Below are 25,328 nucleotides of genomic sequence, written 5' to 3'. Positions count from 1 at the left end.
TTATACATTTATGTTGACGGTCCGCTTTGCCGTGGATGTCCCTGGAAGGAGGGGCAAGTAGGCTGGTACAAAGTTGTTGACAATATTGCTTGCCTTGGACAGGCGCACGGAGGTGGCGAAGCATGGAAACCCTGGGAGGTACCACGGCCCGGCCGTCCCTTACGGTTGCCGAACTGGTGGATATGCTGAGGTCTGCCATCGTGGGCGGAGACCTGGTGCCAAACCAGCGCTTAGTGGAGGCGGACCTGGCCGCCGAATATGGAGCCAGCCGGGGAAATGTTCGGGCGGCGTTGGCAGAACTGACGGTCGAAGGCTTGGTGGAGCGGGTCCAGAACCGCGGCGCCCGCGTGCGCGCTGTTTCCGTGGAAGAGGCGGTTGAGATCACCGAGGTCCGTGCCGCCCTCGAGGCGCTCTGCGCACGGAAGGCGGCCGAACGGATCACGGACGATGAAGCCGTCGAGCTTCAGGAGCTTGCCGGGCGGATGAAGGACGCCGTGGAACGCGGCGACCGGGACTCCTATTCGGAGTGCAACCAGATCCTGCATGCCAGGGTCATCGACATCAGCGCACAGCAAACGGCCGCAGCTACCATCCACCGGCTCCGCGGCCAGGCCATTCGCTTCCAGTTCCGGCTCGCCCGGCAGCCTGGCCGGCCGGCAGTTTCGCTGCCCCAGCACCTTGCGATCATCGACGCCGTCTGCGCGCACAATCCGGATGCGGCCGCTGATGCGATGCGGGTGCACTTGGAAAGCGTCGCTGACGTCATCCGCTCAACGCACACCTAGGACGCGCCACCCCGCACAACGTGCGGTCCCGCCACGCGTGCTGAGGACCCGGCACACATGGTTACCCGGGAGTAAGTTACCTTGGACAGCAACTGATTCGAGGATGTGAGGGGTTTATGGACAGTCACGCGGCAGCTGTTCGGCCCGCCTTTTCGGCCATGAAGGTACTTGAGCTGGCGCGGTGCGCCATTCTCGTCCTGAGGCGGGAAGACGGGATTATCGTCTCGGCGAATCCGTCCGCGGAAAAACTGTTCGGGCGCGGCCCGGGAGAGCTTGACGAAGTACCTGTCACGTCCCTGCTTCCTGAGTGGAAGATGCAAACAACCACGGGTGTCGCCGGGGCAAATGAACCCGCAGGCGACCCCGACGTTTTCCATACGCGTGGACAGTGGGTAGGGGGCCACAGCTTTACGGTTGAAGTCGGCTTCGGCGGATCGAGCCGGGACCCGTACGTGGTGCTCACCATTCGTGAACTGCGGGACCATGAGGGTGGAACGGCAGAGCTGCAGAATCTCGTCTCGCTGCTAAACGCGACGCTTGAGTCTACTGCTGACGGGCTCTTGGTCGTTGGAGTGGATGGCCGGATCACCGGCATCAACGCAAATTTTGCGTCTATGTGGAGGATTCCGCGCACCATGTTGGCGACCCACGACGATCAAGCAGTGATTGATCTGGTGGTAGAGCAGCTGGAGGAACCGGACGCATTCCTGGCCAAGGTCCGGGAGCTCTATGACCAGCCGCAGGCCGAGAGCCTGGATGTTTTGGAGTTCAAGGACGGCAGGGTTTTCGAGCGTTTTTCCCGCCCCCAGATGATTGGGGATCGAATCGTCGGGAGGGTATGGAGCTTCCGGGACGTTACTGCGAAGCGGCAGGCTGAGGTCAAGGCCGATCAAGCCATGCGCGACCTGGCCAAAAGGGCAGATGACCTGCGGAGGCTCGCGTTTACCGATCCGCTGACTGGCTTGGGGAACCGGGCGCTGTTCAATGAGGAATTGCGAAGCGCATGCAGCTCCGGCGGTCCGCAGCATGCGGCGTTGCTGCTGTTGGACCTGGATGATTTCAAAGAGGTCAACGATGTCTATGGGCACCAGTCCGGAGACCGGATGCTCATCGAGCTCGCCCGACGTATCCGTGGCGTTATCCGTAACGACGACATTGTCGCCAGGATAGGGGGCGACGAGTTTGTCGTGATCATCCCAGACGGCTGCGACGCGGACAGTATCGCGGAGAGGCTCGTAGATCTGTCCCGTCGACCCATAGATGTGGGGGGTGTCCAGATCACGCCGAGCCTGAGTATCGGGATAGCACGGTCCGGTACTGATTGTCCTGGGCGCGATAGCGGCGAGGACCTCTTGCGGCGGGCCGATATCGCCATGTATGCGGCAAAAGCCGCGGGCAAGAGCCGTTTCGTGAGTTTCCAGCCAGAAATGATGAGCAAGCTCATCGAGCGCGCTGCACTGCAGGAGAACCTCCGAAAAGCACTTGCCACGGGCGCCGTTGTCCCCTTTTATCAGGTGGTGGTGGCGCGCAGCGGGGAAGTGGTCCAGCTGGAGGCGCTGGCCCGGTGGCAGCATGAGGGCAAGCTGCGATTGCCCTCCGACTTCATCTCCCATGCCGAAAGCACGGGCCTCATCCGGGACCTCGGTGCGGCCATGCTGACCAAGGCCTGCACGGACATGTCCGGATGGCTGGCGGAAGATGCCGGGCGCAGCATTGCAATCAACGTTTCGGGGCTGGAAATCCGTGACACGGAGTATGCGGGATCGGTGCTGCGGATTTTGCAGACCGCCGGGGTTGATCCGGGACAACTGGTTCTTGAGGTCACCGAGAGTGTGTTTCTCGGTGAGGAGACCGAAGTCATCACGCAGTTGGCGGAGCTTCGTCGCCGGGGCGTTAGGATTTCCGTGGACGATTTTGGTACGGGTTATTCATCCTTTGGCCGTCTGCACGAGCTGCCTGTGGACGCCGTTAAGCTGGACAAGTCCTTTACCCGGCTCATCACCGGCGGTGCCTACCACTCGCCAATCATGGTCTCCATGGTGGACATGGCGCACAACCTTGGCATGGCGGTTACCGCCGAAGGGATCGAAACCAACGAGCAGGCCGATTACCTGAATCGAATTGGGTGCGACTACCGGCAAGGGTATCTCTACGGCCGCCCCCAGGCACTCCGTGATGTCCAGGCGGCCCTTCCATACCTGACCAAGAAGGGCCGCAGGCGTCCGCCTGGCTAACGGCTCCGGGGGACCGGACCGGGTCGTGCAGCGGCGCCGAGCGGTTCGTTGTCCCGACCGCCCGGCGCCACAGCTGTAACCATTCATCCTTCCCGGCCGGATTGGGTCCACTGTAATTCCACGACTCCCGGCGTCTTCTCAGGTGCGTAGACGATTCACGCCATGACCGGGATTAGACCCTTTTCCGACGCAGGACCAGGATGAGGAGACCGCCGAAGGCCAGGAACAGCAGGCCCACCAGCAACAAGCCGGTGTTCACCCCCGTGTTGGCCAGGACCGTCGGGGCTGCAGCATAGTTGGCCTGCATCGGAGCCGCTGCGGCGCGGATGTCAGCAGCGCCGGCCCCCGGCTGGGCCGCCGGAACCTCGGTGGACGGAGTGGTGACCGTCGGGGTGGTGATGGTCGGCGGGGTAACTACCGGAGGATTCACGACCGGAGGAGTAACCACCGGGGGGTTCACCACCGGCGGGGTCACAACTGGCGGCGTGACAACCGGGGGGTTCACTACTGTGGCCGTTGAATTACCGATCACGCCCACAGAGGTGGCGCCAAGGGAGACCGGAAGAGTGATCGGCGCGACCACTTGCGTTCCGGAGAGGACCCCGTCGGTTCCGCCGGTGGTAATGGGTCCAGCGGGTGCCGTCGTGGTGCCCGCGGTGCTGGAGCCCTCAACACTGGCGACGGAATCCCCGACCAGGCCCACGGACGTGGCCCCGAGGTTGATCGGCGCTGTTACAGGCGCCACTACCTGGGTTCCGGATGCGATGCTGTCACTACCGGTGGTGGTCGCCGCGGGCGCCGGGGCTGCCGGTGCCGCGCCCGAAGTGGCGGGGTTTTGGGTGCTTGCTGCCGAGTCGCCAACAGCGCCCACGGACGTGGCCCCGAGGTTGATCGGCGCTGTTACAGGCGCCACTACGTGGGTTCCGGATGCGATGCTGTCACTACCGGTGGTGGTCGCCGCGGGCGCCGGGGCTGCCGGCGCCGTGCCCGAAGTGGCGGGGTTCTGGGTGCTTGCAGCTGAATCCCCGACCAGGCCCACGGACGTGGCCCCGAGGTTGATCGGCGCAGTTACAGGCGCCACTACCTGGGTTCCGGACGCGATGCTGTCACTACCGGTGGTGTTCGCGGCGGGTGCTGGAGCGGGGGCTGCCGGTGCCGTGCCCGAAGTGGCGGGGTTCTGGGTGCTTGCAGCTGAATCCCCGACCAGGCCCACGGACGTGGCCCCGAGGTTGATCGGCGCAGTTACAGGCGCCACTACCTGGGTTCCGGATGCGATGCCGTCGCCGCCGTTTGTGGATGCGGCGGGTGCCGGAGCGGGGGCTGCCGGTGCCGTGCCCGAAGTGGCGGGGTCCTGGGTGCTTGCTGCCGAGTCGCCAACAGCGCCCACCGAGGTTGCCCCCAGGGTGATGGGAACGGTGATCGGCGCCACTACCTGGGTTCCGGACGCGATGCTGTCACTACCGGTGGTGTTCGCGGCGGGTGCTGGAGCGGGGGCTGCCGGTGCCGTGCCCGAAGTGGCGGGGTTCTGGGTGCTTGCTGCCGAGTCGCCAACAGCGCCCACTGAGGTTGCCCCCAGGGTGATGGGAACGGTGATCGGCGCCACTACCTGGGTTCCGGATGCGATGCCGTCGCCGCCGTTAGTGGATGCGGCGGGTGCCGGAGCGGGTGCTGCCGGTGCTCCGGCATTCTGTGTGCTCGCTGCGGAGTCGCCAATAAGTCCCAGCGAAGTGGCTCCGAGGTTGACCGGGATGTTGACCGGGGCCACCACCTGAGTGCCTGAAAGTAGCCCGTCATTTCCCGAGGTTGTGGTGTCTGCTGCGTTGGCGGCGACACCGCCGAAGGCCAGCAGTCCGCCGGCAAATGCGGTGCCGAGCAGGCACCTGCGAATGTTGCGATGCATCATTTTAAGTTCTCCTGAAAAGTTGATTTGGGCATACTTCTTGGGCCCGGAAATGGCTCAGTTTCCGCACGTGAGTGCGCGGAGGGGCCTCAACTAATCAGGGGAAGATCCGGGGTCGAAGGACACCGGTGCCGGGGCTGCGAGCAGACGGCCCTCGATGGCGGCGGTACCCGCCGCAGGAACGTAGAAATGGTGGGCGTTGAGCCATGCGGGGACGACCGGGCCGTTGCCCCCGGAGGAGCTGCTTCCGCCGGTAGTGGCACCCGGCACGCCCGGCAGGGAATCAGAAGGTTCATGGATTGGTGCGTGGTCCGGGCCGGCTTCGGCAAGTGCCGGGGCGTTTGCCACCGAATTCATTCGGGTGTCACAGGCCTGGCCGGTTCCGGGCAGGGCGTCTCCGAGAATCATCGCGGCTCGACCCGGCGCGGTGCCGGCGGCATCGGCGTTTGCGACCGTGACAGACGCATCCGCTTCGTGGCCTGCCTGCGGAAGGCCGGTCACGGAAGGAGCGGGGGTCGACGCCGGATCAGAGGTGAGAGTGTCGATGGCGTCGGTGACCACGGGGGGAACCGGGCCGGAGTCAGCCGGGTTAACGCCGGGAAGGGGAACGGCGTCGGTGACAGGTTCCACAACAGGCTCAAGGGGCTCAAGAACAGCGCCGGCAATTGGGGCCACGGTTTCCACCGCACGGTCCAGCACGGTATCGACAGTGCCGGCAACCGGGTCCACCACCGTGCCCACCGTTCCGGCAGGCACTACGCGGTTGACGACGGGAACGGCCTGCACCACCTGGTCGGCAAGTCCGGTGACGTCTTTCACCGCCGGGCCCAGGGATGGCGCGGGGATCAACGCCGGAACACTCGCGACAGGCGCATTGTCCGGACCGCCCTTGAGGGTGGCCTCCACCGGTTCCAAGGCACCTTTGGCTTGATGCGCAACGTTGGTGGTGACGGAGCGAAGGGATGATCCGACCGATCCAAGCATGGAATGCCGGGAGTCCGAATCGTCCGCACCGGTATCAGCAGAAGCGCCGCCGGCGGACAACGCTACCCAGGCGGCAGTAGCGGCGAGGGCAAGCAGGAGGGGGCGGAGAAAAGCCCACGGATTACGATGTGACTTCACTCAGAACGCCTCCCCCCAGAGATTGCTCTTACAAGCAGCACCAAGCATAGGCACAGGTCTTAGGCCAAGTCCAGCAAATAGAAAAACTAAGCAAGAGGGAACTTTCGCTTATGCTGGATCGTTTGCAGCTGTCGCCGGCGCGGCTTCCGCCCACGCCCGGTCCCTGTAGTCTCTGGCACATGGTGCAGCGGCTGAAGTACTCCTACGGCGCGGACCCCAGCCAATGGGGCGAGCTCTTCCTGCCAGATCCTCCCGCGGCCGGGCAGCTTCGGGGGGTAGTGGTGGTGATCCATGGCGGCTACTGGCGCCCAACGTACGGGGCAGAACTTGGGGAGCCGCTTGCCGTAGATCTTGCCGAACATGGGATGGCCGCCTGGAACCTGGAGTACCGCCGCGCCGGCAACGGCGGCGGCTGGCCTGCCACCTTCCAGGATGTCCTGGCCGGGATCGACAAACTCGCTGAACTGGCAGGGCGGCACTCGCTTGACCTCGGCAAAGTGGTGGCCGTGGGCCATTCTGCCGGCGGACATCTTGCCGTCTGGGCGGCGGGCCGCGGGCACCTGGCCGGGCCGGGTCCGGGCGCGGAGCTCGCAGACCCCGGCGGCGTCCGCCTCGCCGGGGTGGTCAGCCAATCCGGCGTCCTGAACCTGGCCGAGGCCGAACGCCTGAACCTCAGCAACGGTGCGGCGGCCAACCTGCTTGGCGGATCGTCATCGGAATTTCCCCGACGCTACCGCTGCGCCGACCCCATGGGCGCCCTGCCGCTGGATGTGCCGGTCTACGCGGTGCACGCAGAGGCGGACGACGACGTGCCGCTGGCCATGTCGGCGCTGTACGTGGACGCAAGCGGGGCCGGAGGCGTGCCGGCGCACCTGGTCATGGTGCCCGGTGACCACTTCGACCTGATCAATCCCAAGTCCCCGGCGTATGCGGTATGCCGCGAACTGGCGGCCCGGCTGCTGGGCTGACATGAACTGCTGAGCCGGCCCGCTTTCTGGCAGAGTATGACCATGCTCACAGTTATTGGCGAAGGCCTTGTCGACGTCGTCCAGCGTGCCTCGGGAATCGAGGCGCACGTCGGCGGCAGCCCCCTCAACGTCGCGGTCGGCCTGGCCCGGCTGGACCATCCGGTGCAGTTCATCGGCCGCTACGGCCGGGACGCCTACGGCGATTCTGTGGCTGCGCACCTTCGCGCCAGTTCCGTGATGCTGCCGCTGCCTCCGGATGAGTTGCCTACCAGCGTTGCCACCGCATTGATTGACGACGACGGCGCCGCCACCTACACGTTCGACCTCGCCTGGGAGCTGCCCGGCCTCGTGGACCGGCTCGGCTTCATGCTGCAGGGCACCACGCTTCTGCACACCGGCTCCATTGCCACCATGCTGGCGCCGGGCGCCGCCGAGGTGCTGGCCGCCGTCGAGCATGCCCACCCGTCCGCCACCATCAGCTTCGATCCCAACTGTCGCCCCAGCATCATCACCGATGTGGACTATGCGCGCCGGCAGGCGGAGAAGTTCGTCAGCCTGGCGGACGTGGTCAAGGCCTCGGACGAGGACCTGGAATGGCTCTACCCCGGCCAGGGTGTGCTGGACTCCGCGCGCGCCTGGCTGGCGCTTGGCGGGGAGGAGGGCCCTGCCCTGGTGGTGGTCACCCGCGGCGCGGACGGGCCCTGGGGTATCTGCCGCGCCGGGGAAGCGTCGGTGCCCGCACCCAAAGTGGAGGTGGCGGACACCGTGGGCGCCGGCGACTCGTTCATGGCCGCACTTCTCTCCGGCCTGGTTGACCGGGAGCTGGACGGCGCGCAGAACCGCGAGGAACTGCGCTGCCTGCCCGCCGAAGGGCTGGCCGAACTCCTGGCGTACGCTGCCCGTGCGGCGGCCGTCACGGTATCGCGCCCGGGCGCCAACCCGCCGACACGGGCTGAGCTGAACGCCGTAGGCGGGTAGCCGCTACCCTTCGTGGTTGTAGTACGGCCACGGCAGGAAGCGGCGCTCCCAGGAGTTATCTGCCGGCTTGAAAACTAAGCATGCTTTCTATTAGTTTGGTGTCAGCTCCTCCGCCGGCCCCCCAACAGGCGGAGTGGTTGCCACGAAGGCCCCGCTCTACAACAACATGTATTGCGGGGCTCTTCGCTTTCCGCGCTTGCGCAGCAGGCGTCTTGGAACCAAACAGCAGAGGGAGTGTGCAATGGCTCAGGGCGATATCGAGACGTACTACGAAGACGGCCAGTGGAAGAACAAGCGCGAAGGCGCTGACCGCGCGTTTGGTGCCGGCTACGGCATCAAGGAAGAGGCGGTAGCCGCCGGTCGCGACGCCGCGAAAGCAGACAAGGTGGAACACGTCGTCAAAAACCAGGATGGCCAGATCGGGGAGAAGTACAGCTACGGCAACGATCCCCGGAACGTCCCGGGCTGATTGGTTCACCTTCCCCGTGACGCCGCTGTGCCGGGGAAGGCAAGGAGGGCCGCCTCATGGATTTGAGCCGGCCCTCCTGTGTTCTCCCCGTGCGGCGACGCCGGTATGGGATGCTGGACCGGTGGACGATCCCGGCATGGAAGGCTTGGCCACCGCGCGCGCGGATGGCCGGTGGTTCGCGCGCGCTGATAACAAGGCGCGCAGGCCATGACGGTGAACGAGATGGTCCGAGACGCGGTCCTTGCCGGAACCGGACTGCCCATTCCAGGCCCGGACGGACATGTCGACGTTCCGGCTGCGTCGGAACGCTTGCAGAACCTTGTTGAACTGGCCCGCACGGTCTGTGGCCAGCCCGTGACAGCCATCAACATCATCACCGAAGACCTCCAGTACCAGGCAGCCACCGCGGGCATGGAACCGTATCTGTGCACCAGGGAAGACTCGATGTGCGCGGTGGGGTTCCTTAGCGGTGAACCCACCGTCCTTGAGGACGCTTCCTTGGATCCCCGGTACCGCGAAAACCCCTACGTGGACGGCCGGCGCAGCAGTGTCAGGTTCTATGCCTCCATTCCGCTGGTGACCGACGACGGGTTTGTCCTTGGCACCCTTTGTGCCGGCGCCCGGGAAACCGGCCGGCTCAGCGGCGAACAACTCCGCGGCCTTGAAATCCTCGCCGCCCAAATCGTCGACGTCCTGCAATTGGAGCACCGCGCACGCCGCCTGGCTGATGCGCTGGCCGAAGCCGAGCGGAGCAACACCCTCCTGGCGGAGTTTGCCGGCAGGATCAGCCACGACCTCCGCAACCCGTTGACCTCGATCCTCGGATTCGTGGAACTGGGCGAAATGGACGCAGAAGCAGGCGACGACGCCCGGCTTCCGGAGTACCTTGGCATTGTGGGCCGGACCGGCCGGCGTATGCTGGCAATGGTTGAGGATGTCCTGGCCTTCGCCACGATCGGCGGCGACCTGCAGCCGGCCGCGGTTTCCCTGGCGGACCTGGTGGGGGATGTCATCGTGGACCTGGCCGCCGCTGTGGAGGAGTCGGGGGCGTCCGTGGACTCTGGGGAGCTGGTATTTACCGCTGACCCGGTCCAGACCCGGGTGCTCCTGCAGAACCTCATCCACAACGCCTTGGCCTACCGCCGTCCTGGCGTCCCGCCGGTCATCCACATCACCGGCCACCGTGGCGAGGACGGTGCGGTCCTGCGCGTCATCGACAACGGCAAGGGCATCGCCTCCGGCGACCGCGAGCGCGTGCTCGATCCGCTGGTGCGCCTTGACCGCCAGGGCGACCCGCCCGGATCCGGCCTGGGCCTGGCAACCTGTGCCCGGATTGCCGCTGCGGCCGGCGGACGGCTTGACCTCGGTCCCGCCCCCGAGTACGGGACCATCGTCACCATCCACCTGGGACCGGGCAGCTAACCGGCTGCCCTCTGCGGGGAGCCCTCCTTGCACGGGCGTCGCGTCGTCCTGGTTCGGGCGGCCCCGCGCTGTGAACGGCGCTCCGCAGGAGTCGCTGTAGGTGCACAAAACGGCACCTTCGGAGCAAGCAAGGGTAGGAGTTATTCCTTGCCGAGCCCGGCTGCCGAGGTCTTCTCGCCGGACACGCTGTTGAGCGCCCTCAGGTCGAAGATGCCGTTGATGTCGGCCTGCTTGGTGGTACCGGCGGTCACGCCGTCGGCCAGCAGTTTCTGGTAGGTTCCGGCAAGCGGGTCCACAGTGAAGACGATGTTCTTCAGGGACCGGTCAATGACATCCGGCTTCAGCTCCGCGCCGGCGGCTTCCTTCAAGGCGGAATTGATCACTGTGGCCTTGTCGGCGGCAGAGGCGTTGTTCAGCCACTCAACGGATTTCACGTGGCCCTTCAGCAGCGCCTTGACGGTGTCCGGGTGGTCCGCCGCGAACTTCTGGTTGACGATCAGGATGGTTGTGGGGAACTCGCCCGGCTTGCCCGAGAGCGAGCCGTCCCACAGGTCCTTTTCGTCCACCAGAACCTTGGCGCCGGCGTTCAGCACCAGGCGGGATGCCCAGGGCTCGGGCAGCCAGGCGCCGTCGAGCTTTCCGTCCTGGAACAGCTTGAGGGTCTGGGCGTTCTCGGTGGGGTTGATGGCGACGTCGCCACTGCCGTCCACGTTCGTTTTGTAGCCCTGTGATGAGAGCCAGGCCCGAAGGGCGACGTCCTGGGTGCCGCCCAGCTGGGGGGATGCAAGGGTCTTGCCCTTGAGGTCTGCGGCGGAGGTGATCTCCGGCTTGACCACAAGCTGCGCCCCGCCGGCGGCGGCTCCGGCGATGATGCTCACCGATTGGCCTTGGCTCTTGACGAACGAGTTGATGGCCGGGTTGGGGCCGATATAGGTGGCATCGATGGCGCCTGCGTTCAGGGCTTCGATGGCGGCCGGACCGGCATTGAAGACCTGGGTGCTGAGTTTGGTGCTGCCCAGTTCCCCGGCGATAAAGCCTTTGCTGACGCCCACCAGGGCCGGGGCGTGCGTGACGTTGCCGAAATAGCCCAGCTTCAGCTCGGCTGCCGGATTGCCGGCCGGGGCGCTTTCCGGGGTTGCGGCCGGGGCGCCAGTGTTGACGGCTGAGGCGACGGCGGCGCCACCGCCAACCAGGGCCAGGATTGCGGCGGCAATGCCGATTTTCAGGCCCAGGGGGCGCTTGGGTTTGGCTGACTGGCCGGCCACGATGCGTGTGGACTTCTGCGGACCGTTGTCCTGCGGGTTGGTCATGGGGATTCCTTTGCTGGGGCGGATGCTGAGACGAGGTTACGGAGCGCCCACCAGGCCCACAATCGTTCGTGTCGTACTGGTTCACCCGGCGACGCGAACGCGCAACGTGGCGTCGCGAGGCGTCGAAAAACGTCGTGAAGCGTCTTTTTGCGGGTGGCAGCGCCAGCCCGGAAGCCATCTTATTTTGCTTGACGGTTAATTAGCTAATAAGTAAAATATAAGGATGGAGAAATTCTGGAGCCCCGCATGACAGTTGCGGAAGATCAGCGGCTCGACGCGATGTTCAGTGCGCTTTCCGACCCGACGCGCCGGGCCATCGTGGTCCGGCTCGCCGCCGGCGACGCCACCGTCAACGAACTGGCGGAACCGTTCAACTTGAGCCTTCCGGGTATCTCCAAGCATCTGAAGGTACTCGAGAGATCGGGATTGATCAGTCGAGGCCGGAAAGCCCAGTTCCGCCCCTGCCGCCTGGAGTTGCAGGCCCTCGATGTCGCTGCCGGCTGGATCGAGGAGAACCGGCGCCTTTGGTCCGAGCGCTTCGACAAGCTCGACCAACACCTCCGCAACCTGCAGGAACCCCCGAATGGAGACCGCCATGAATGAGAACACCCTCCGCTTCACCCGCATCTTCGAGGCGCCACGGCAACTGGTCTTCAGCTGCATGGTCGAACCCGAGCATTTGACCCACTTCTGGGGTCCGGCCGGCGTCACCACGCCCTTGGACACAATCACCGTGGATGCCCGCGTCGGGGGTGCCTTCACCACCGTCATGGTCAACGACCGCGACGGCAGCACCTACCCGACCAGCGCACGGTACGTTGAGGTGACCCCGCCGGAGCGCCTGTCGTGGATTGAGGACCACTCGGGGATGACCGTGACCATCACCTTCACCGAGCTGGGATCGCGCCGTACCCAAGTCGACATCGAACAAACGAACGTTCCGGAGCCAATGCTCGATCCCGCCGCCCAGGCCGGATTCCTCACCTCGCTGGACCGCTTCGAGGCCTACCTGGCACAGCACGCCGGAGCCCACCGATGAGTGCGGGCAGCTACTCCATGGCGAACATAGCAGCCGAGCGGCGGGCCTTTACCAAAATCCTGGAAGTGCTGCCGCAACAGGCGTGGGACGCCGCCTCGCTCTGCGCCGGCTGGCGCGTGCGGGAAGTCGTCGCGCACATGGCCATGCCCCTGCGCTTCTCCACCCCACGGTTCATCGGCGAGTTGCTCCGCTCGCGCGGCAACTTCGCCCGCATGGCGGATCGGGTCGCCCGCCACGACGCCCAGGAGCCGGTCAGCACCTTGCTTCACCGCCGGCGCGCGAACGAGGACACGCTGTGGAAACCGCCCGGCGGTGGACTCCAGGGAGCCCTTACCCACGACATCGTCCATGGCCTGGACATCACCATCCCGCTCGGCCTCAAACACCCGGTCAGTGATGCAAGCCTCCGCACGGTACTCGACCATGCGACCAGCCCCCTCAGCCGGAAGCATTTCCGGCTTGACCTGGCCGGCGTCCGGCTCGAAGCCACAGACCTGGACTGGGCCTTCGGCGACGGCGAGCCCCTCCGCGGCGCCGCCCACCACCTCCTGATGGTGCTCATGGACCGCCGGCTGCCCAGCGGGGCCCTCGACGGCGGGGCAACTGCCCGGTTCACCACCGCCTGATCCTGCCCGGCCCCGGTGCGTTCCAGGAGAGCTGCGGGGATTTTGCATCCATGCCCGAAATCATGCACAAAGGGGACACGTCTATTTTTTTTGACGCCCTGCCATTTCCAGCAGGGGCGTCCTGAAATAGTCTGGGATTTGCCACACAATTTTGGTGTGGCGATTCAGCAGGCCACTGCGACGTTTTACCGGCCGTGCTGATGAACGGAAGCGGCATGGGGGCCTGGAACGGGAGGTAGGGGTGTATTCCTTGCAGTAGGCCCGGCTAAGGCGCCGTACTGCACATGCAGCAGTTCCAGCCAATAACAATGCAGGAGAAATTCATGTTGCTTTGGATCGCTATTATCATCGCCGTTCTCTGGCTCCTCGGACTGCTCGCCAATATTGGCGGCGGGCTCATCCACATCCTTTTGGTTGTTGCCGTGGTAGTCCTGATCTTCCACTTTGTCCGCGGCAGGTCCCGCGCCTGATGGCCACGAGGGTCCCCGCCGCCGGCCTTGGTGCCGCCGGCGGGGACCCGAAGGTCAGGCGGCCTTGACCAGCGGCAGTTCGTCCCAGTGGGTTGTGTACCGGGGTGAACGCATATTGCGCTTCATGGTCCAGTCAAGGCCGGACTTGACGCCTGCGTACCCCAATCCAATGGAACCGCGCCCAAAGCGGCGGCTGACGTCCTCCAGCAGCGGCCCGATGCCGCGTTCCTCGTGCCGGTTCTCGAAAGGCTCCAGCGGTGGCTGGTTGCCGGTGGGCCGAAGATCGGTCAGCATCAGGCCCGCCTTCGCATACTTGAGCCCTTCCCGGATTTTCGGCACCAGCGCGTGCGCGGCCCTGGTGAGCAGGAGCGGATCCGCGGTGGGCATGGGAAGCCGGACGCACACCGTAGGATACGCCTGCTCCTGGTTCCGGAACGGCGAGGTGGCTGCGAACGCCGTCAGCACCTTTGCCTGGAGGCCGTGTCTGGACAGCCGTGCGCTCGCCTGCTGGCTGTAAATGCCCAGCACCTCCCGCACACCGGCAGGCGTGGTCACCGGGGTGGCGAACGAGCGGGAAAAGATCAACTGGTCGCGGCCAACGCGCTCCTCCTCCATGGGAATGCAGGCAGTGCCGCGCAGTTCGAGGACGGTGCGCATCAGCACCACCGAAAACTTGCCCCTGATCGCCACCGGGTCGGCGTGCATCAGGTCCAGCACGGTAAAGATCCCCATGGCATTCAGGCGCTTGGCCAGGCGCCCGGCGACGCCCCAGATCTCGTCCACGGGCAACCGGCCCATCAAGCCCTCCCGCACCGGCGGCGGCACTGACTCCCAGAGGCACACCCCGCCAAATGCGGGATTGTTCTTGGCCCACTTGTTGCACAGCTTGGCCAGTGTTTTGGTGGGAGCTATCCCTACGCACACCGGAACCCCGACGTGGCGCAGCACGGCCTCCTTGATCCGGCGGCCAAGGACCAACAGCTGGTCCGGTTCGCCCTTGACGCCGAGGAATGCCTCGTCAATGCTGTAGACCTCCAGCCACGCCGAGTAGCGGCCGAGAAGTTCCATGACGCGGGCGCTGATGTCCCCGTACAACTCATAATTGCTGGACTTGGCCACCAGGCCCCATTCCTTGGCCCGCGGCGCGAGCTTGAACCAGGGCTCCCCGGTGGAGATGCCGAGGGCTTTCGCCTCGGGGGACCGGGTAACCGCGCAGCCGTCATTGTTGGACAGGACCACGAGCGGCCGGCCCTCCAGGGAGGGATCGAAGGCGCGCTCCGCCGACGCGTAGAAGCAGTTGACGTCCACATGGGCGATCTGCGGCATCCTCCGCATGGGGGCCGGCTTAGCCACGATGCACTTCACACATGATGGAGGCACCGGGTGGCAACGCCCCAGATGGTCAGCTCGGACAGGGCCGGTACCCGGATGTCCGGATACCGCGGGTTTTCCGCCTGCAGCACCACGCCGTTGCCGGTGATGCGCAGGCGCTTGACCGTCAGTTCTCCGTCCAGGACGGCGATCACCACAGACCCGTCCCGCGGTTCCAGGGCCCGGTTCACAATGAGTTCATCGCCGTCGCTGATGCCCGCGCCTTCCATGGAGTCCCCGGTTACCCGGACCACGAACGTGCTGGTGATGTCCTTGATCAGGTGGGCGTTCAGGTCGATCCGGCCATCGAAGTAGTCCTGTGCGGGCGACGGAAACCCCGCCGCCACTGCCACGGGCGAGATCAGCACCGATAACAAGGAGACGCCCGCGTCTATCACGCGGGGACCAATAATAACGCCCACAACACACCTTTATTCGAATATATGTTCGATACTTCAGTGTAGCCCCGCAGGCCGACAACGGGAGCCGGCGGCCAACGTAGACTTGCAGGATGCGGTTGGTTGCGAGCGATATTGACGGAACGATCCTTGGGCACGACGGAAAAATCAGCCCGCGCACCATACGCGCCTTCCACGCCTGCCGGGATGCCGGCGTCGAACTGGTCTTCGTCACCGGGCGCCCTCCGCGCTGGCTGCACCCGCTTGAGGAGCAGCTGGGCCACGCCGGACGGGTGATCTGCTCCAACGGTGCCGTCGTCTGGGACCTGGAAGCGGACCAACTGGTATCCGCCCGTGCGCTGGCCACCGCTGCTGTCCTGGAAATCCGCCGCGTCATCAAGGAACTCCGTCCCGCCGCGCTGTTCGCCGCCGAAACGCTCACCGGGTTCCACCTTGAGCCGGGCTTCATCGAAAACGAATCCAGCGAACTCCTCGCCGAATTCACTCCGGCGCCGCTCCATGAAACGCTCACCGGGGACGATTCCGTGGTCAAATTCCTGGCCATTGTCCGGGAGGGCACCCCGGACGACTTCCTCGCCGAGGTGGCGCCCGCCGTCGAACACCTGGCCGCCGCCACGCACTCCTCGCCCGGCGTCGCCATGCTGGAACTGTCCCTCCCTGGCGTGAACAAGGCCGTCACCCTGGCCGAGTACGCGGCCGCACTGGGCATCGATGCCGCCGACGTGGTCGCCTTCGGCGACATGCCCAACGACATCGAAATGCTCCGCTGGGCCGGTCACGGTTACGCGATGGCCAGCGGCCACCCCGAGGCCATCAGGGCGGCGGGCCGGCAGGCACCGCATTTTGACGACGACGGCGTGGCCCAGGTCCTGGAGGCCAGGCTGGCAGCCTTGGGCGTCCAGTTTTCCTGACTCCCGCCCCGTACTTCCAGCTGGCGCTCACCTGGCGTTTACCTTTCGTCTGTACCGTCAAGGCTGGAGGGTTCGCCCCTCACCGGCCGGCTCACAGGGGGTTCCGATGGCACGAAGCGTCAAACAGCGCGCAGCAGATGCGCCGCTGCGCAAGGCAACGCCTGATCCGCACTGGAAGCAGTTGCGCCAGGGCGACAGGGTCCGCGTCCTGCTGTCACCCGGCTTCCAAGCGAGCGGGGTAGTGGACACCATTACCGCAGACCACAGCGCCGTCTGGGTCCACCTGGATGGCGGCCGCGGACGCGTCCTGCTGCACTGCGGCGACGGCGTGGACATCCTGCCCTGTGGCGAGACCGACTGCCGGGACTGACGGTGCGGGCCTCGGGTACGCTCGCAGGGTGACCCTGCCCTTTTTTCAACACCCCGACGACGCCGGGCGGCAGCTTCCCATCGCCATGGCCCACCGGGGCTTCTCGGTGGACGGGCTGGAAAACTCCATGGCCGCGTTCCGCGCCGGCATCGAACTCGGCTTCCGCTATCTCGAAACGGATGTCCACACCACGGCGGACGGCGTGCTGCTGCTGTTCCACGATGAATTCCTGGACCGGGTGACCGACGGCAGAGGCAGGGTCGGGGATCTTGCCGCCGCAGAGGTGGCGAAGGCGCGGATCGACGGCCGTGAACCCATTCCCACGTTCGACGAGCTGGTCACCGGCCTGCCGGAGGCCAGGCTGAACCTCGACGTCAAGGACTGGGATTCGGTGCGGAGCACTGCCGCCGCGATCGAGCGGCACCAGGTGCACCACCGGGTGCTGGTCACCAGCTTTTCGGACCGGCGGCGGCGGGCGGTGCTGAAGCTGCTCAGCCGGCCGGTGGCCTCCTCCGCCGGCGTGGCCTCGAATGCCCTCTTCACCCTCCTGGGACCTGTCCTTCCGCGGGCGGCCTTCCGCCGGATCATGCGCCGGCCGCTCCGCGATATCCAGGCATTGCAGGTTCCCGTGCGGTACGGACGGGTCCCCGTGGTCACCGCAGGCTTCATCCGCCGCGCCCACGACCTTGGCCTGGTGGTGCATGTCTGGACCATCAACGAGGCCGCTGAGATGCACCGCCTCCTCGAGCTGGGGGTGGACGGCATCGTCACGGACCGTGCGGACCTGCTGCGCGAGGTGCTCAGTGCACGCGGCCAGTGGCCGCCGGCGCAGGAACCCCGGTAGGTTCCGTGCCGGCTACTCGCCGGGGCTGGCCAGGTGGCGTTCCAGGCCGTCCACGTCCAGGCGGGTGTTCCAGTTGGCCCAGTCCTCAGGCCGTACCGAGGGGCGGCCCAGCAGGTAGCCCTGGCCGGCGCTGATGCCGAGTTCCGTCAGGACCTTCAGCTCGCCCACTGTCTCAATGCCTTCGGCCACCAGGGTGATGCCGATCTGGTCCGTGAAGTCCACCAGGCAAGCGGCGAGGGCGCGCTGGACGCCGTCTTTGTCCACGTCACCGATCACGTTGCGGCCCACCTTGAGGAAGTCCGGGCGCAGGTGGATCATGCGGCTCAGGGCGCCGGCTCCGGTGTGGGTGTCGTCCACGGCGATCCGGAGGCCCTTTTCGCGGAGGGGATTGAGTGCGGAGATGAACTGAAGGTATTCCTCTTCCGGAATGTCTTCCGTCAATTCGAGCACCACCCGGTCGATGGGGAGCTCGATGTGCTCGAACAGTTCGGGCAGCCGCGGGTCCATGCAGGACGTGGGGGAGATGTTGAGGGACACGTAGAGGGAACCGGGCAGGTCACGGGCAGCTGCTGCAGCCGAGCCAAGGGCTGAGAACTCGAGGTTCGCGCCCAGGCCCACGGCCTCTGCCTCGGCAAACCAGAGTTCCGCGGTGGCGCCGTCGTCGCTGACGAAGCGCGAGAGCGCCTCCACACCCACCACGGCCTTTCCTTCCAGCCCGTAGATGGGCTGGAAGGCGGTCATCAGCATGTGGTTTTCCAGCAGGGCGCTGATCCGGGAGGCGCTGCGGATGGCGTCCAACTGTTCGGCCAGCTTCGGTGGCAGTACGGGCGGCGCCAGGCGCATCTGCCGTACGGATTCAATGGTTTCCGCCGTGTTGGCGTCGCTCCTCCGGGCCTCCAGGAGATATTCCAGCAGGGCCCGCTCGGGCACGCCGGGATTCTCATCGAGGCTGTCGCTCAGCCGCTGCCGGACAGCGGCCCCCGCGGGATCCGTATCCGAGAGTACTGCGGCGATAATTCCCCATGCTTGTACACGAACCGACATTAGCTACGCCCCCAGTTGACGAAGTAATGACCCATTGGCCCATTAATGTTCAATTTCAAAAACGCCTTTTAGAGTCCGGTGCTGCTGTGAGACCTGAAATTCCGCGGCGACGAAAAAGCCGGACACCGCACGCTGATCGTATAACGGCGGCCACAAAAGCGCAGTAGTTTGCGCACTACTGGTTAGCGCTTTCCGCCCGCTCTTTCAATAAACCTGGAATCTGGTCGGGTGGGACCGGCCGGCCGAAGTAGTAGCCCTGGGCGCTGCGGCAGCCCAGGTTGCGAAGGATTTCCGCCTGCTCCGCCGTTTCCACGCCCTCCCAGACAGCTTCCAGCCCGCAGGCACGCACCAGCTGGAGGACTGCTGCCACCAGGCCCGGCTGGCTGGGATCGCTCTCCAGTCCGGTGATCAGCGACCGGTCAACCTTGACCCGGTCCACCGGCAAACGGCGGAGGTAGCTGATGGATGAGTAGCCGGTGCCAAAATCGTCAATTTCAATGCCCACGCCCAGGCCCCGCAGGCCGCCCAGCGAGTATCGGTCCAGCTCATTGCCCTTGACGATTGCCACTTCCGTCAGTTCCAGGACCACCTGGTCGGGCCGCACGCGGGTTTCTTTCAGGACGTTGCGCACGTCCTCGATGAACTGCAGGCTTTGGAGGTCCGTGGCGGAGATGTTGATCCGCACGGAGAAATCGCTGTCCACCAGCGAGCTGTCGATCCATTCCCGCAGCTGCCACACAGCGGTCCTGAGGACCCACAGGCCCAGCTCGGAGATCAGCCCCGCCTCCTCCGCCAGCGGGATGAACTCGTCCGGCATGATGAAGCCCCGGGTGGGATGGTTCCAGCGGACCAGCGCCTCCACGCCCTCGACGCGTCCGGTGTTGAGCTCAACCACCGGCTGGTAGTAGAGGGTCAGGCCATCCTCCTTGATGGCTGCGCGCAGGTCATCCACCAGCTGGCTGCGGAGGCGCCGCATCAGCAGCAGCGCGGGTTCGAACCGGTGCAGCTTGTTCTGGCCCTCCGCCTTGGAGGCGTACATGGCGACGTCGGCCTCCATCAGCATGTCCTCAGGGCTCTGGCCTTCGCTGCCCAGGCTGAGCCCGATGCTGGCACCGCAGCGCACGCTGCGGCCGGGGAGCTCGATGGGTTCGCTGAGCGCCGCCAGGATGCGGTGCGCCACGATGGCGGCCTGGTCCGGTGATGCCGTGGGCATCACGATGGCGAATTCGTCCCCGCCCAGGCGGGCTACGACGTCGGAAACGCGCACCGCGCCCCGCAGCCGTTCGCCCACGGTCACCAGCACCTGGTCGCCGGCGGTATGTCCGAGGCTGTCGTTGATCGACTTGAACGAGTCCAGGTCCATCAGCAGGATTGCCGGGCACTCGCCGGCCGGTTCCAGGGTCCTTCCGTCCACGGCCAGCAGCGCGGTCCGAAGGGCTTCGATGAGGGCGGACCGGTTTGCCAGGCCGGTCAGGGGGTCCTGCATCGCCATTTTCTGCATTTCCAGGTGGGCTTCGTGCAGCAGTTGGGTCCGGACCTGGACCCGCTGTTCGAGTTCCTGGTAGATGATCTCCAAGTCCTCGGCGAGCAGGTTGGTGCCCATGATGATGGCGTCCAGCTCGTCCCGGGCGGGGGAGACCTCAATCCGGGAGGTGAGGTCGCCGGAAGCGAGCCGGACAATGCCTTCCAGCAGCTGGGAAAGCCGGGGGTCGTCGTCGGCAAACATTGCCAGTCCTCCTTCCCGCTTAGTTGACCTGGGCGTGGTCGGTGCCTAGGGGAAGGCTGACCGTCACCGTGGTCCCGGCGCCCAGGGTGGAGGCCACATCGATGCTGCCGCCGTGGCGGTCCACGATGTCCTTGGAGATGGCCAGGCCCAGGCCGGTGCCCGGGATGGCCCCGTTCATGGCGTTGGAGGCCCGGTAGAAGCGGGTGAACACATGGTTGATCTCGTCGCTGGAAATGCCGATTCCGGTGTCGGCGATCCGGACAGTGGCCCATTTGGATCCGTCGGCACCGGCGTAGGACTCACTGCCCACCTCGATGCGTCCGCCGCTGGGGGTGAACTTGATGGCGTTGGACACCAGGTTGGTAAAGACCTGCTGGAGCTGTACCTCGTCGGCAAGGATCTCCGGATCCTCTGGAACGGGATCGACGTCGATGGTGACGTTCTGCAGCGTGGCCAGCGGCCGCAGTGCGGCGGCCACCAGGTCAAGGGTCTGCCCCAGGCGTACGGGCGCCAAGTGCATCACGGTGTCATCCAGTCCGCCACGCGAGACGCTGAGCATATCCTCGATGAGCGTCCGCAGCCGTTCAGTGTTGCGGACCACGATGTCCAGCATCTGGTGGACTTCCTTGGATACCGGGTGTTCAGTGCTCTCCTGGATCATGTCCAGGTAGGCCATGATCGAGGTCAGCGGCGTCCTCAGCTCGTGGTTCACGGTGGCCAGGAAGTCCGTCTTTGCCTTGTCGAGTTCCCGCAGCTGTTTGACCACCTGCTGCTGGCTGTTGATCAGGTGGCTCTGGATCAGTCCATACGCGGCGTTGCCCGCCACGTGCTGGATCAGCCCGAGCTCGGCGCTGGACCAGGTCCTGGGCCGCTCCATCATGGCGATCCAGATGATGCCCAGGGACGAGTTTCCTTCGCCGATGGGAACTGCCAGGGTGGAGGCGGCCCCGGCTACAGCGGGTGCGGGCCTCGCGGGGGCATCCGCATCGGCCTCGCTGCCGTCGGCAGACAGCGTTTCCGTGCCCGCCCAGAGCGCATCCGCCGTGGCACGGGCTTCGTCCTCGCCAGGCAGGGCTTCGGGGCGCAGCTCCACGAGCCCGCCCCGGCGCCAGGTGGCCGTGATCACCGGGACCCTGTGGTCCTCGAAGGTGGAAAGGACAACGTAATCGGCCTTGAAGGTCCGGCCGAATCCGGCAACGACGTGGTCGGCAATTTCCTGGGGATTGTTGGTGGCGCGCACCGCCGCGGACACTTCACGCAGCTGTTCGCGGAGCCCCTCCGCCTCCTCCCGTGACGCGCGGCGGCGGGATACCTGCTCGATAAGGACCGACGCGCGGTGGACCAGTTCCTGCGGTGCGGGCGGCTTGGTGATGCAGTCGTGGATGCCGGGCGGGTTCGCTGCCCCAATGTCCGCCGGATCGTCCAGGTCCACCATCACCAGGACCGGGGCGGTCGTCCGGACCGCTGACAGCGGCGCGTCCGCGACGATGATGGAAGGCTCGCCGGCAGCCAGCAGCCGGGCCAGGGACGCGGCGTCGGCGGCTTCCAGGACGGTGTAGCCGGCCTCCCGCAGGGCGTGTGCGTTAAGGGCCAGGCGCCCGGCGTCGGGATCGGCCACGACGGCGGTGCGGGGCAGGCGCACATCACTCGGGACAGCCGTCACAGTGCTCCCTTCCCTCCCAGTTGAGTACATTGTAGGGGGATGCAGGGTGCAGGGGGCCACTACGGCCGTCCCGCGCCCCAACCGCCGCCCCGCGCCGGGGCGCGCCGTAATGTAGCGCAAGGTGCGCCGCCTGCGGGAGCGGGAACATATATTTGAGCCGTGTCCTCCCGAACCAAATCGACGTCGTCCGCCTGGCGGAAGTACTTGTTGATCCCCAAGCTCGTCAGGTTGTCCCGGAGTGCTCCGAAGGACCGGCATAAGGCGTGGGACCAGTATTGGGCCGGTATCACCGCCACGGGCCCGGGCGGCGAGGTCCTGTGGGATTCGGGCAGCGACCACGAGTTCCTCGGCTACCGGGACAACCTCCTGCGGTACCTGGACCCGGCCCTCCCGGTGGTGGACGCCGGCTGCGGCCACGGCGGTTTCACCCGGGCGCTCGCGGGTGTCTTCCCGCGGGTAATTGGCGTGGATGTGTCGCCGCACGCGGTTGACATAGCGCGGCGGCAGTCCGCAGGAGCTGCCAACCCTGCTTTCGGAGCGCTCGACATGACTGCACCGGGCGCCGGCGCTGCCCTGGCAGAGTCAATCCATGCGGGTGCTGATGGCGCCAACGTCTTCATTCGCGGAGTCCTGCACGTCCTCGATCCCGCCCACCAGAAGGCGCTCGTGGAAAACCTGGGGACCTTGGCCGGCAACCGCGGCACCGTCTTCATGGCGGAAACCAACTTCCACGGGAACCCGGTGGAGTACGTGTCCCACCTCGGTGCCACCACGCGCGGCATCCCGGCGCCGCTGGAACTGGCCATCCGCGGGCTGCCGATGCCCGGCCACTTCGGCCCCGAAGAACGCGAACGGGCGTTCCCGCCGTCGGACTGGGAACTCCTGGAAGACGGCCACGCTGCCATCGAAACCAATCCGGTCACGGGCGTCCCCGGGCAGGACCGGGTGCCCGGATATTACGCGGTGGTCCGGCCCCGGCGGTAGCGCGCTGGGCCTGCTTTTCCGCACGTTTCCGCAGGCCTGTGGGTATCTCCGCAGGCCATCCACACAGTCCTGGCGCGGGTCCTTGACATGGAGCGGATCCGGAGGCTCTATGGTAAGTACGCTTATCAATTGGCCGCAGGAAAGGAAAGAGCTGTGGCAGGGGACCAAGGCAACAGCACCCGTCAGTTCATTCCGTCCGGGGCGCTCCGCAGGCTGCTGCTCCCGCCCACCTACGGGCGGCATGTCACCGAGGTTGCCGAATTCACCATCCTGTCCGTGGAGGTGTGGGCGTCCGGGCTGGTGGTCAACATCCACCTGCCCTCGGACGGTGCGCCCGAGCCGCGGCTCACGCTCCAGGATCACTTCGGGACCGAATACACCCTGCAGGATTCGGCCACGGTGGGCACCCGCAACCTGCAGGTCTTTGCCCCGTCGGTGCCTCCCGGCACCAGAAGCCTGACCGTCAGGTCCGCGGACGACGACGGCCGGCCCGTGGTGACGTTCGCCGTGCCGTGGATGTCTGCGCCCGAGAGCCCGCCCACCCTGGCCGCCGGACCACGCGGGCGCTCCAGCGGCACCGACGGGCCCTACGAGCCGGAACTCCGCCGCCCCGCCTGACCTGCTACCCGCCTGCCCCCGATGAAAGGCCCGCCATGCCGGACACCAGCAATTTCACGCCTACCGCTGCCATCGTCACTGCCTCCGATTCCGGGATCGGCAAGGCCACCGCGGTGGCGCTCGCGCGCGCCGGCCTGGATGTTGGCGTCACCTGGCATACGGACAGGGCGGGTGCCGAGGGTACTGCCGAGGAAGTTCGGAGCCTGGGCCGGAGGGCCGTAGTCCGGCAGCTGGACACCACCGAACTCCGTGCTGCCGCCGGAGTCATCGACGACCTCGCCGGGGAGCTGGGTGGCCTGGACGTCTTTGTGAACAACGCCGGCACCGGGGCGAACACCAGGTTTTTGGACATGGGCATCGACGACTGGATGCGGATCCTGGATACCAACCTCAATGGGGCCTTCGTCTGCCTGCAGGCCGCGGCCCGGTACATGGTCCGCGCCGGCAGCGGCGGGCGCCTGATTGCGGTGTCCAGCGTCCATGAGTTCCAGCCCCGCGTCGGCTCCTCCGCCTACGATGCCTCCAAGCACGGCCTCGGCGGCCTCATGAAGACGCTTGCCCTGGAACTGGGCCAGTACGGCATCACGGCCAACACGGTGGCCCCAGGCGAGATCGCCACGCCCATGACGGGGCAGGAGGACCAGGACCCGACGACGATCAGGCGGCCCGGTGTCCCGCTCGGCCGGCCGGGGCACGCGCGGGAGATCGCCGACGTCATTGCGTTCCTCGCCTCGCCCGCCTCCAGCTACGTGACCGGTGCGGCCTGGGTGGTGGATGGCGGAATGCTGCAGATGGGACCGCAAGCGGGCTCCCACCTCGCCGGCGACGACTGGCGCCAGGGGTAACAGCACTTCCGGCGCCATGGGCGTCCGTATTACGATGGCAAGCGCTTTCCCGGCGGATGCTGGCATGATGGAGCGCATGCGCATTCTTATTGCTCCGGACAAATTCAAGGGGTCCCTCACGGCGGCAGAAGCGGCCGCCGCCATCGCCGAAGGGGCACTGCGGGTCTACCCGGATGCCGTGGCCACCCAGTTCCCCATCGCCGACGGCGGAGAGGGGACCCTGGAGGCCGCAGTCGCGGCCGGGTACGAGGAGCGGCTCAACGCCGTGGTGGGACCGATCCTTGCCCCCGTCGGCGCCGCCTGGGCCATCCACAAAGGGGCCGACGGCACGGTCACGGCAGTGATCGAGACGGCCCAGGCGTCCGGACTGGCCGACATGGAACCGACCCCTGCCAACGCCTTGCGCGCCCACAGCTACGGCTGCGGCCAGCTCATCGCCGCCGCCCTGGACGCGGGCGCCACCGAGATCGTGCTGGGCCTGGGCGGTTCGGCAATGACCGACGCCGGGAGCGGCGCCCTGCGCGCCCTGGGATTGAAGCCGCTTGATGGTGCCGGGAATGTGGTGCCGCTGGGCGGCGGGTCGCTGGCCGACGCCGTGTCCCTGGATACATCCGGGCTGGACCCGAGGCTCGCGGCCACCACCTTCCGGATCGCCGTGGACGTCCGCAACCCGCTGTATGGACCGTCCGGTGCAGCCCACGTCTTCGGCCCCCAGAAGGGTGCGGGCCCGGAAGCTGCGGAACTACTTGACGCCGGCCTGCGCAACTGGGCATCCATACTGCGGGAAGTGACGGGCCGGGACGTGAACGTCCCCGGGGCGGGCGCCGCCGGCGGCTTCCCGGCGTCGTTCCTTGCCTTCACCGACGCCACGCTGGAGGGCGGCTTCGCGCTGGTGGCCGGCCTGACCGGCCTGGCCGGCCAGCTGGACAGCGCAGACCTGGTGATTACGGGGGAGGGGTCCATGGATTCGCAGTCGCTGACCGGCAAAGCGCCGATTGCGCTCGCGGATGCAGCCCGGGAGCGCGGGATTCCGGTCATCGTGGTGGCCGGCCGGATCCTGGTGACCCTCGAAGACCTCGCCGGGCATGGTGTGGTGGCGGCGGCGCAGTTGCTGGACGTGGCAGGGAGCCCGGACGACGCCGTCGCCAACGCGGGCAAGTACCTCGCCTGGGCAACAAGCCAGGTGCTCGAAGGCGCCTAGCCGGCGAGG

25 protein-coding genes are annotated in these 25,328 nt (G+C 66.4%); 17 read left to right on the top strand and 8 right to left on the bottom strand.

The features are described from left to right. The first annotated feature begins 122 nt into the window (after positions 1–122). Positions 123–785 carry a GntR family transcriptional regulator gene (locus AC4EEO_RS18150; RefSeq protein WP_491339430.1) on the top strand — a complete coding sequence of 221 codons (663 nt, stop codon included), beginning with the start codon at positions 123–125 and terminating at the stop codon, positions 783–785. A gap of 116 nt (positions 786–901) precedes the next feature. Continuing rightward, positions 902–3,019 carry a putative bifunctional diguanylate cyclase/phosphodiesterase gene (locus tag AC4EEO_RS18145; RefSeq protein ID WP_491339429.1) on the top strand — a complete coding sequence of 706 codons (2,118 nt, stop codon included), beginning with the start codon at positions 902–904 and terminating at the stop codon, positions 3,017–3,019. 172 nt (positions 3,020–3,191) lie between these two features. Here the strand turns inward: AC4EEO_RS18145 and AC4EEO_RS18140 are convergent, their stop codons facing one another. Together AC4EEO_RS18140 and AC4EEO_RS18135 are read right to left on the bottom strand one after the other, a co-directional pair. Continuing rightward, positions 3,192–4,922, bottom strand: coding sequence for a cell wall anchor protein (locus AC4EEO_RS18140; RefSeq protein ID WP_491339428.1), 1,731 nt, complete (start codon positions 4,920–4,922; stop codon positions 3,192–3,194). Between the two features lie 90 nt (positions 4,923–5,012). Continuing rightward, positions 5,013–6,041 carry a hypothetical protein gene (locus AC4EEO_RS18135; protein WP_491339427.1) on the bottom strand — a complete coding sequence of 343 codons (1,029 nt, stop codon included), beginning with the start codon at positions 6,039–6,041 and terminating at the stop codon, positions 5,013–5,015. Between the two features lie 179 nt (positions 6,042–6,220). Here AC4EEO_RS18135 and AC4EEO_RS18130 point away from each other — a divergent pair, with 179 nt between their 5' ends. The 4 genes from AC4EEO_RS18130 to AC4EEO_RS18115 all read left to right on the top strand — a co-directional run bounded on the left by AC4EEO_RS18130 (position 6,221) and on the right by AC4EEO_RS18115 (position 9,878). Next, positions 6,221–7,009 carry an alpha/beta hydrolase gene (locus AC4EEO_RS18130; RefSeq protein WP_491339426.1) on the top strand — a complete coding sequence of 263 codons (789 nt, stop codon included), beginning with the start codon at positions 6,221–6,223 and terminating at the stop codon, positions 7,007–7,009. Between the two features lie 36 nt (positions 7,010–7,045). Beyond that, positions 7,046–7,987 (top strand): carbohydrate kinase family protein, encoded by a 942-nt coding sequence (locus AC4EEO_RS18125; protein WP_491339425.1) that lies wholly within the window; start codon positions 7,046–7,048, stop codon positions 7,985–7,987. Between the two features lie 241 nt (positions 7,988–8,228). Next, complete coding sequence (locus AC4EEO_RS18120; RefSeq protein ID WP_491339424.1) at positions 8,229–8,456, top strand: DUF2188 domain-containing protein; 228 nt, start codon at positions 8,229–8,231, stop codon at positions 8,454–8,456. A gap of 207 nt (positions 8,457–8,663) precedes the next feature. Beyond that, positions 8,664–9,878: a sensor histidine kinase gene (locus AC4EEO_RS18115; RefSeq protein ID WP_491339423.1), complete on the top strand. Its 1,215-nt coding sequence runs from the start codon at positions 8,664–8,666 to the stop codon at positions 9,876–9,878. Positions 9,879–10,018: 140 nt separating this feature from the next. Here the strand turns inward: AC4EEO_RS18115 and AC4EEO_RS18110 are convergent, their stop codons facing one another. Beyond that, positions 10,019–11,188: an ABC transporter substrate-binding protein gene (locus AC4EEO_RS18110; RefSeq protein ID WP_133831348.1), complete on the bottom strand. Its 1,170-nt coding sequence runs from the start codon at positions 11,186–11,188 to the stop codon at positions 10,019–10,021. 246 nt (positions 11,189–11,434) lie between these two features. On the opposite strand from AC4EEO_RS18110, the gene AC4EEO_RS18105 reads away from it, so the two are divergent. The 4 genes from AC4EEO_RS18105 to AC4EEO_RS18090 all read left to right on the top strand — a co-directional run bounded on the left by AC4EEO_RS18105 (position 11,435) and on the right by AC4EEO_RS18090 (position 13,323). Beyond that, on the top strand, positions 11,435–11,791 hold the full coding sequence (locus AC4EEO_RS18105; protein ID WP_109044112.1) for an ArsR/SmtB family transcription factor: 357 nt from the start codon (positions 11,435–11,437) through the stop codon (positions 11,789–11,791). Continuing rightward, positions 11,784–12,227 (top strand): SRPBCC family protein, encoded by a 444-nt coding sequence (locus AC4EEO_RS18100; RefSeq protein WP_165837967.1) that lies wholly within the window; start codon positions 11,784–11,786, stop codon positions 12,225–12,227. Before AC4EEO_RS18105 ends, AC4EEO_RS18100 begins: the two co-directional genes overlap by 8 nt. 17 nt (positions 12,228–12,244) lie before the next feature. Continuing rightward, positions 12,245–12,853, top strand: a complete 609-nt coding sequence (locus AC4EEO_RS18095) for a maleylpyruvate isomerase family mycothiol-dependent enzyme (RefSeq protein ID WP_491339422.1) — start codon at positions 12,245–12,247, stop codon at positions 12,851–12,853. A 323-nt stretch (positions 12,854–13,176) separates the two neighbouring features. Continuing rightward, positions 13,177–13,323 (top strand): lmo0937 family membrane protein, encoded by a 147-nt coding sequence (locus tag AC4EEO_RS18090; protein ID WP_109044233.1) that lies wholly within the window; start codon positions 13,177–13,179, stop codon positions 13,321–13,323. Between the two features lie 54 nt (positions 13,324–13,377). Here AC4EEO_RS18090 and AC4EEO_RS18085 read toward each other — a convergent pair whose 3' ends face one another. Then, positions 13,378–14,658: a Y-family DNA polymerase gene (locus AC4EEO_RS18085; RefSeq protein ID WP_491340445.1), complete on the bottom strand. Its 1,281-nt coding sequence runs from the start codon at positions 14,656–14,658 to the stop codon at positions 13,378–13,380. A 26-nt stretch (positions 14,659–14,684) separates the two neighbouring features. Next, positions 14,685–15,116, bottom strand: coding sequence for a LexA family protein (locus AC4EEO_RS18080; protein WP_026264842.1), 432 nt, complete (start codon positions 15,114–15,116; stop codon positions 14,685–14,687). 89 nt (positions 15,117–15,205) lie between these two features. On the opposite strand from AC4EEO_RS18080, the gene AC4EEO_RS18075 reads away from it, so the two are divergent. The 3 genes from AC4EEO_RS18075 (at position 15,206) to AC4EEO_RS18065 (ending at position 17,238) form a co-directional block, all read left to right on the top strand. Then, positions 15,206–16,024 (top strand): HAD family hydrolase, encoded by an 819-nt coding sequence (locus AC4EEO_RS18075; protein ID WP_109044109.1) that lies wholly within the window; start codon positions 15,206–15,208, stop codon positions 16,022–16,024. 106 nt (positions 16,025–16,130) lie between these two features. Beyond that, positions 16,131–16,394: a hypothetical protein gene (locus AC4EEO_RS18070; protein WP_285246709.1), complete on the top strand. Its 264-nt coding sequence runs from the start codon at positions 16,131–16,133 to the stop codon at positions 16,392–16,394. Positions 16,395–16,422: 28 nt separating this feature from the next. Next, a complete protein-coding gene (locus tag AC4EEO_RS18065) occupies positions 16,423–17,238 on the top strand; it encodes a glycerophosphodiester phosphodiesterase family protein (RefSeq protein WP_018762713.1) in 816 nt (271 codons plus the stop codon). Between the two features lie 12 nt (positions 17,239–17,250). On the opposite strand, the gene AC4EEO_RS18060 is transcribed toward AC4EEO_RS18065, so the two are convergent. The 3 genes from AC4EEO_RS18060 to AC4EEO_RS18050 all read right to left on the bottom strand — a co-directional run bounded on the left by AC4EEO_RS18060 (position 17,251) and on the right by AC4EEO_RS18050 (position 21,671). Beyond that, on the bottom strand, positions 17,251–18,282 hold the full coding sequence (locus AC4EEO_RS18060) for an EAL domain-containing protein (protein WP_026264838.1): 1,032 nt from the start codon (positions 18,280–18,282) through the stop codon (positions 17,251–17,253). A gap of 175 nt (positions 18,283–18,457) precedes the next feature. Next, the gene (locus AC4EEO_RS18055; RefSeq protein WP_109044106.1) at positions 18,458–20,008 is read right to left on the bottom strand and encodes a putative bifunctional diguanylate cyclase/phosphodiesterase; all 1,551 of its coding nucleotides are present in this window, start codon (positions 20,006–20,008) and stop codon (positions 18,458–18,460) included. A 19-nt stretch (positions 20,009–20,027) separates the two neighbouring features. Next, entirely contained in the window at positions 20,028–21,671 is a 1,644-nt protein-coding gene (locus AC4EEO_RS18050; RefSeq protein ID WP_240617658.1) for a sensor histidine kinase, read from the bottom strand. Positions 21,672–21,878: 207 nt separating this feature from the next. Here AC4EEO_RS18050 and AC4EEO_RS18045 point away from each other — a divergent pair, with 207 nt between their 5' ends. The 4 genes from AC4EEO_RS18045 (at position 21,879) to AC4EEO_RS18030 (ending at position 25,319) form a co-directional block, all read left to right on the top strand. After that, entirely contained in the window at positions 21,879–22,655 is a 777-nt protein-coding gene (locus AC4EEO_RS18045; RefSeq protein WP_491340444.1) for a class I SAM-dependent methyltransferase, read from the top strand. A 153-nt stretch (positions 22,656–22,808) separates the two neighbouring features. Beyond that, positions 22,809–23,273 (top strand): hypothetical protein, encoded by a 465-nt coding sequence (locus tag AC4EEO_RS18040; protein ID WP_018762708.1) that lies wholly within the window; start codon positions 22,809–22,811, stop codon positions 23,271–23,273. A 35-nt stretch (positions 23,274–23,308) separates the two neighbouring features. After that, positions 23,309–24,118, top strand: coding sequence for an SDR family oxidoreductase (locus tag AC4EEO_RS18035; RefSeq protein WP_491339421.1), 810 nt, complete (start codon positions 23,309–23,311; stop codon positions 24,116–24,118). A 76-nt stretch (positions 24,119–24,194) separates the two neighbouring features. After that, entirely contained in the window at positions 24,195–25,319 is a 1,125-nt protein-coding gene (locus AC4EEO_RS18030; protein WP_491339420.1) for a glycerate kinase, read from the top strand. The last annotated feature ends 9 nt before the right edge of the window (positions 25,320–25,328 follow it).

It is taken from the genome of Pseudarthrobacter sp. MOO13 (genome assembly GCF_058267655.1).
The sequence above is the reverse complement of the archived record's forward strand: the minus strand, read 5'-3'. Positions and strand labels throughout refer to the sequence as shown.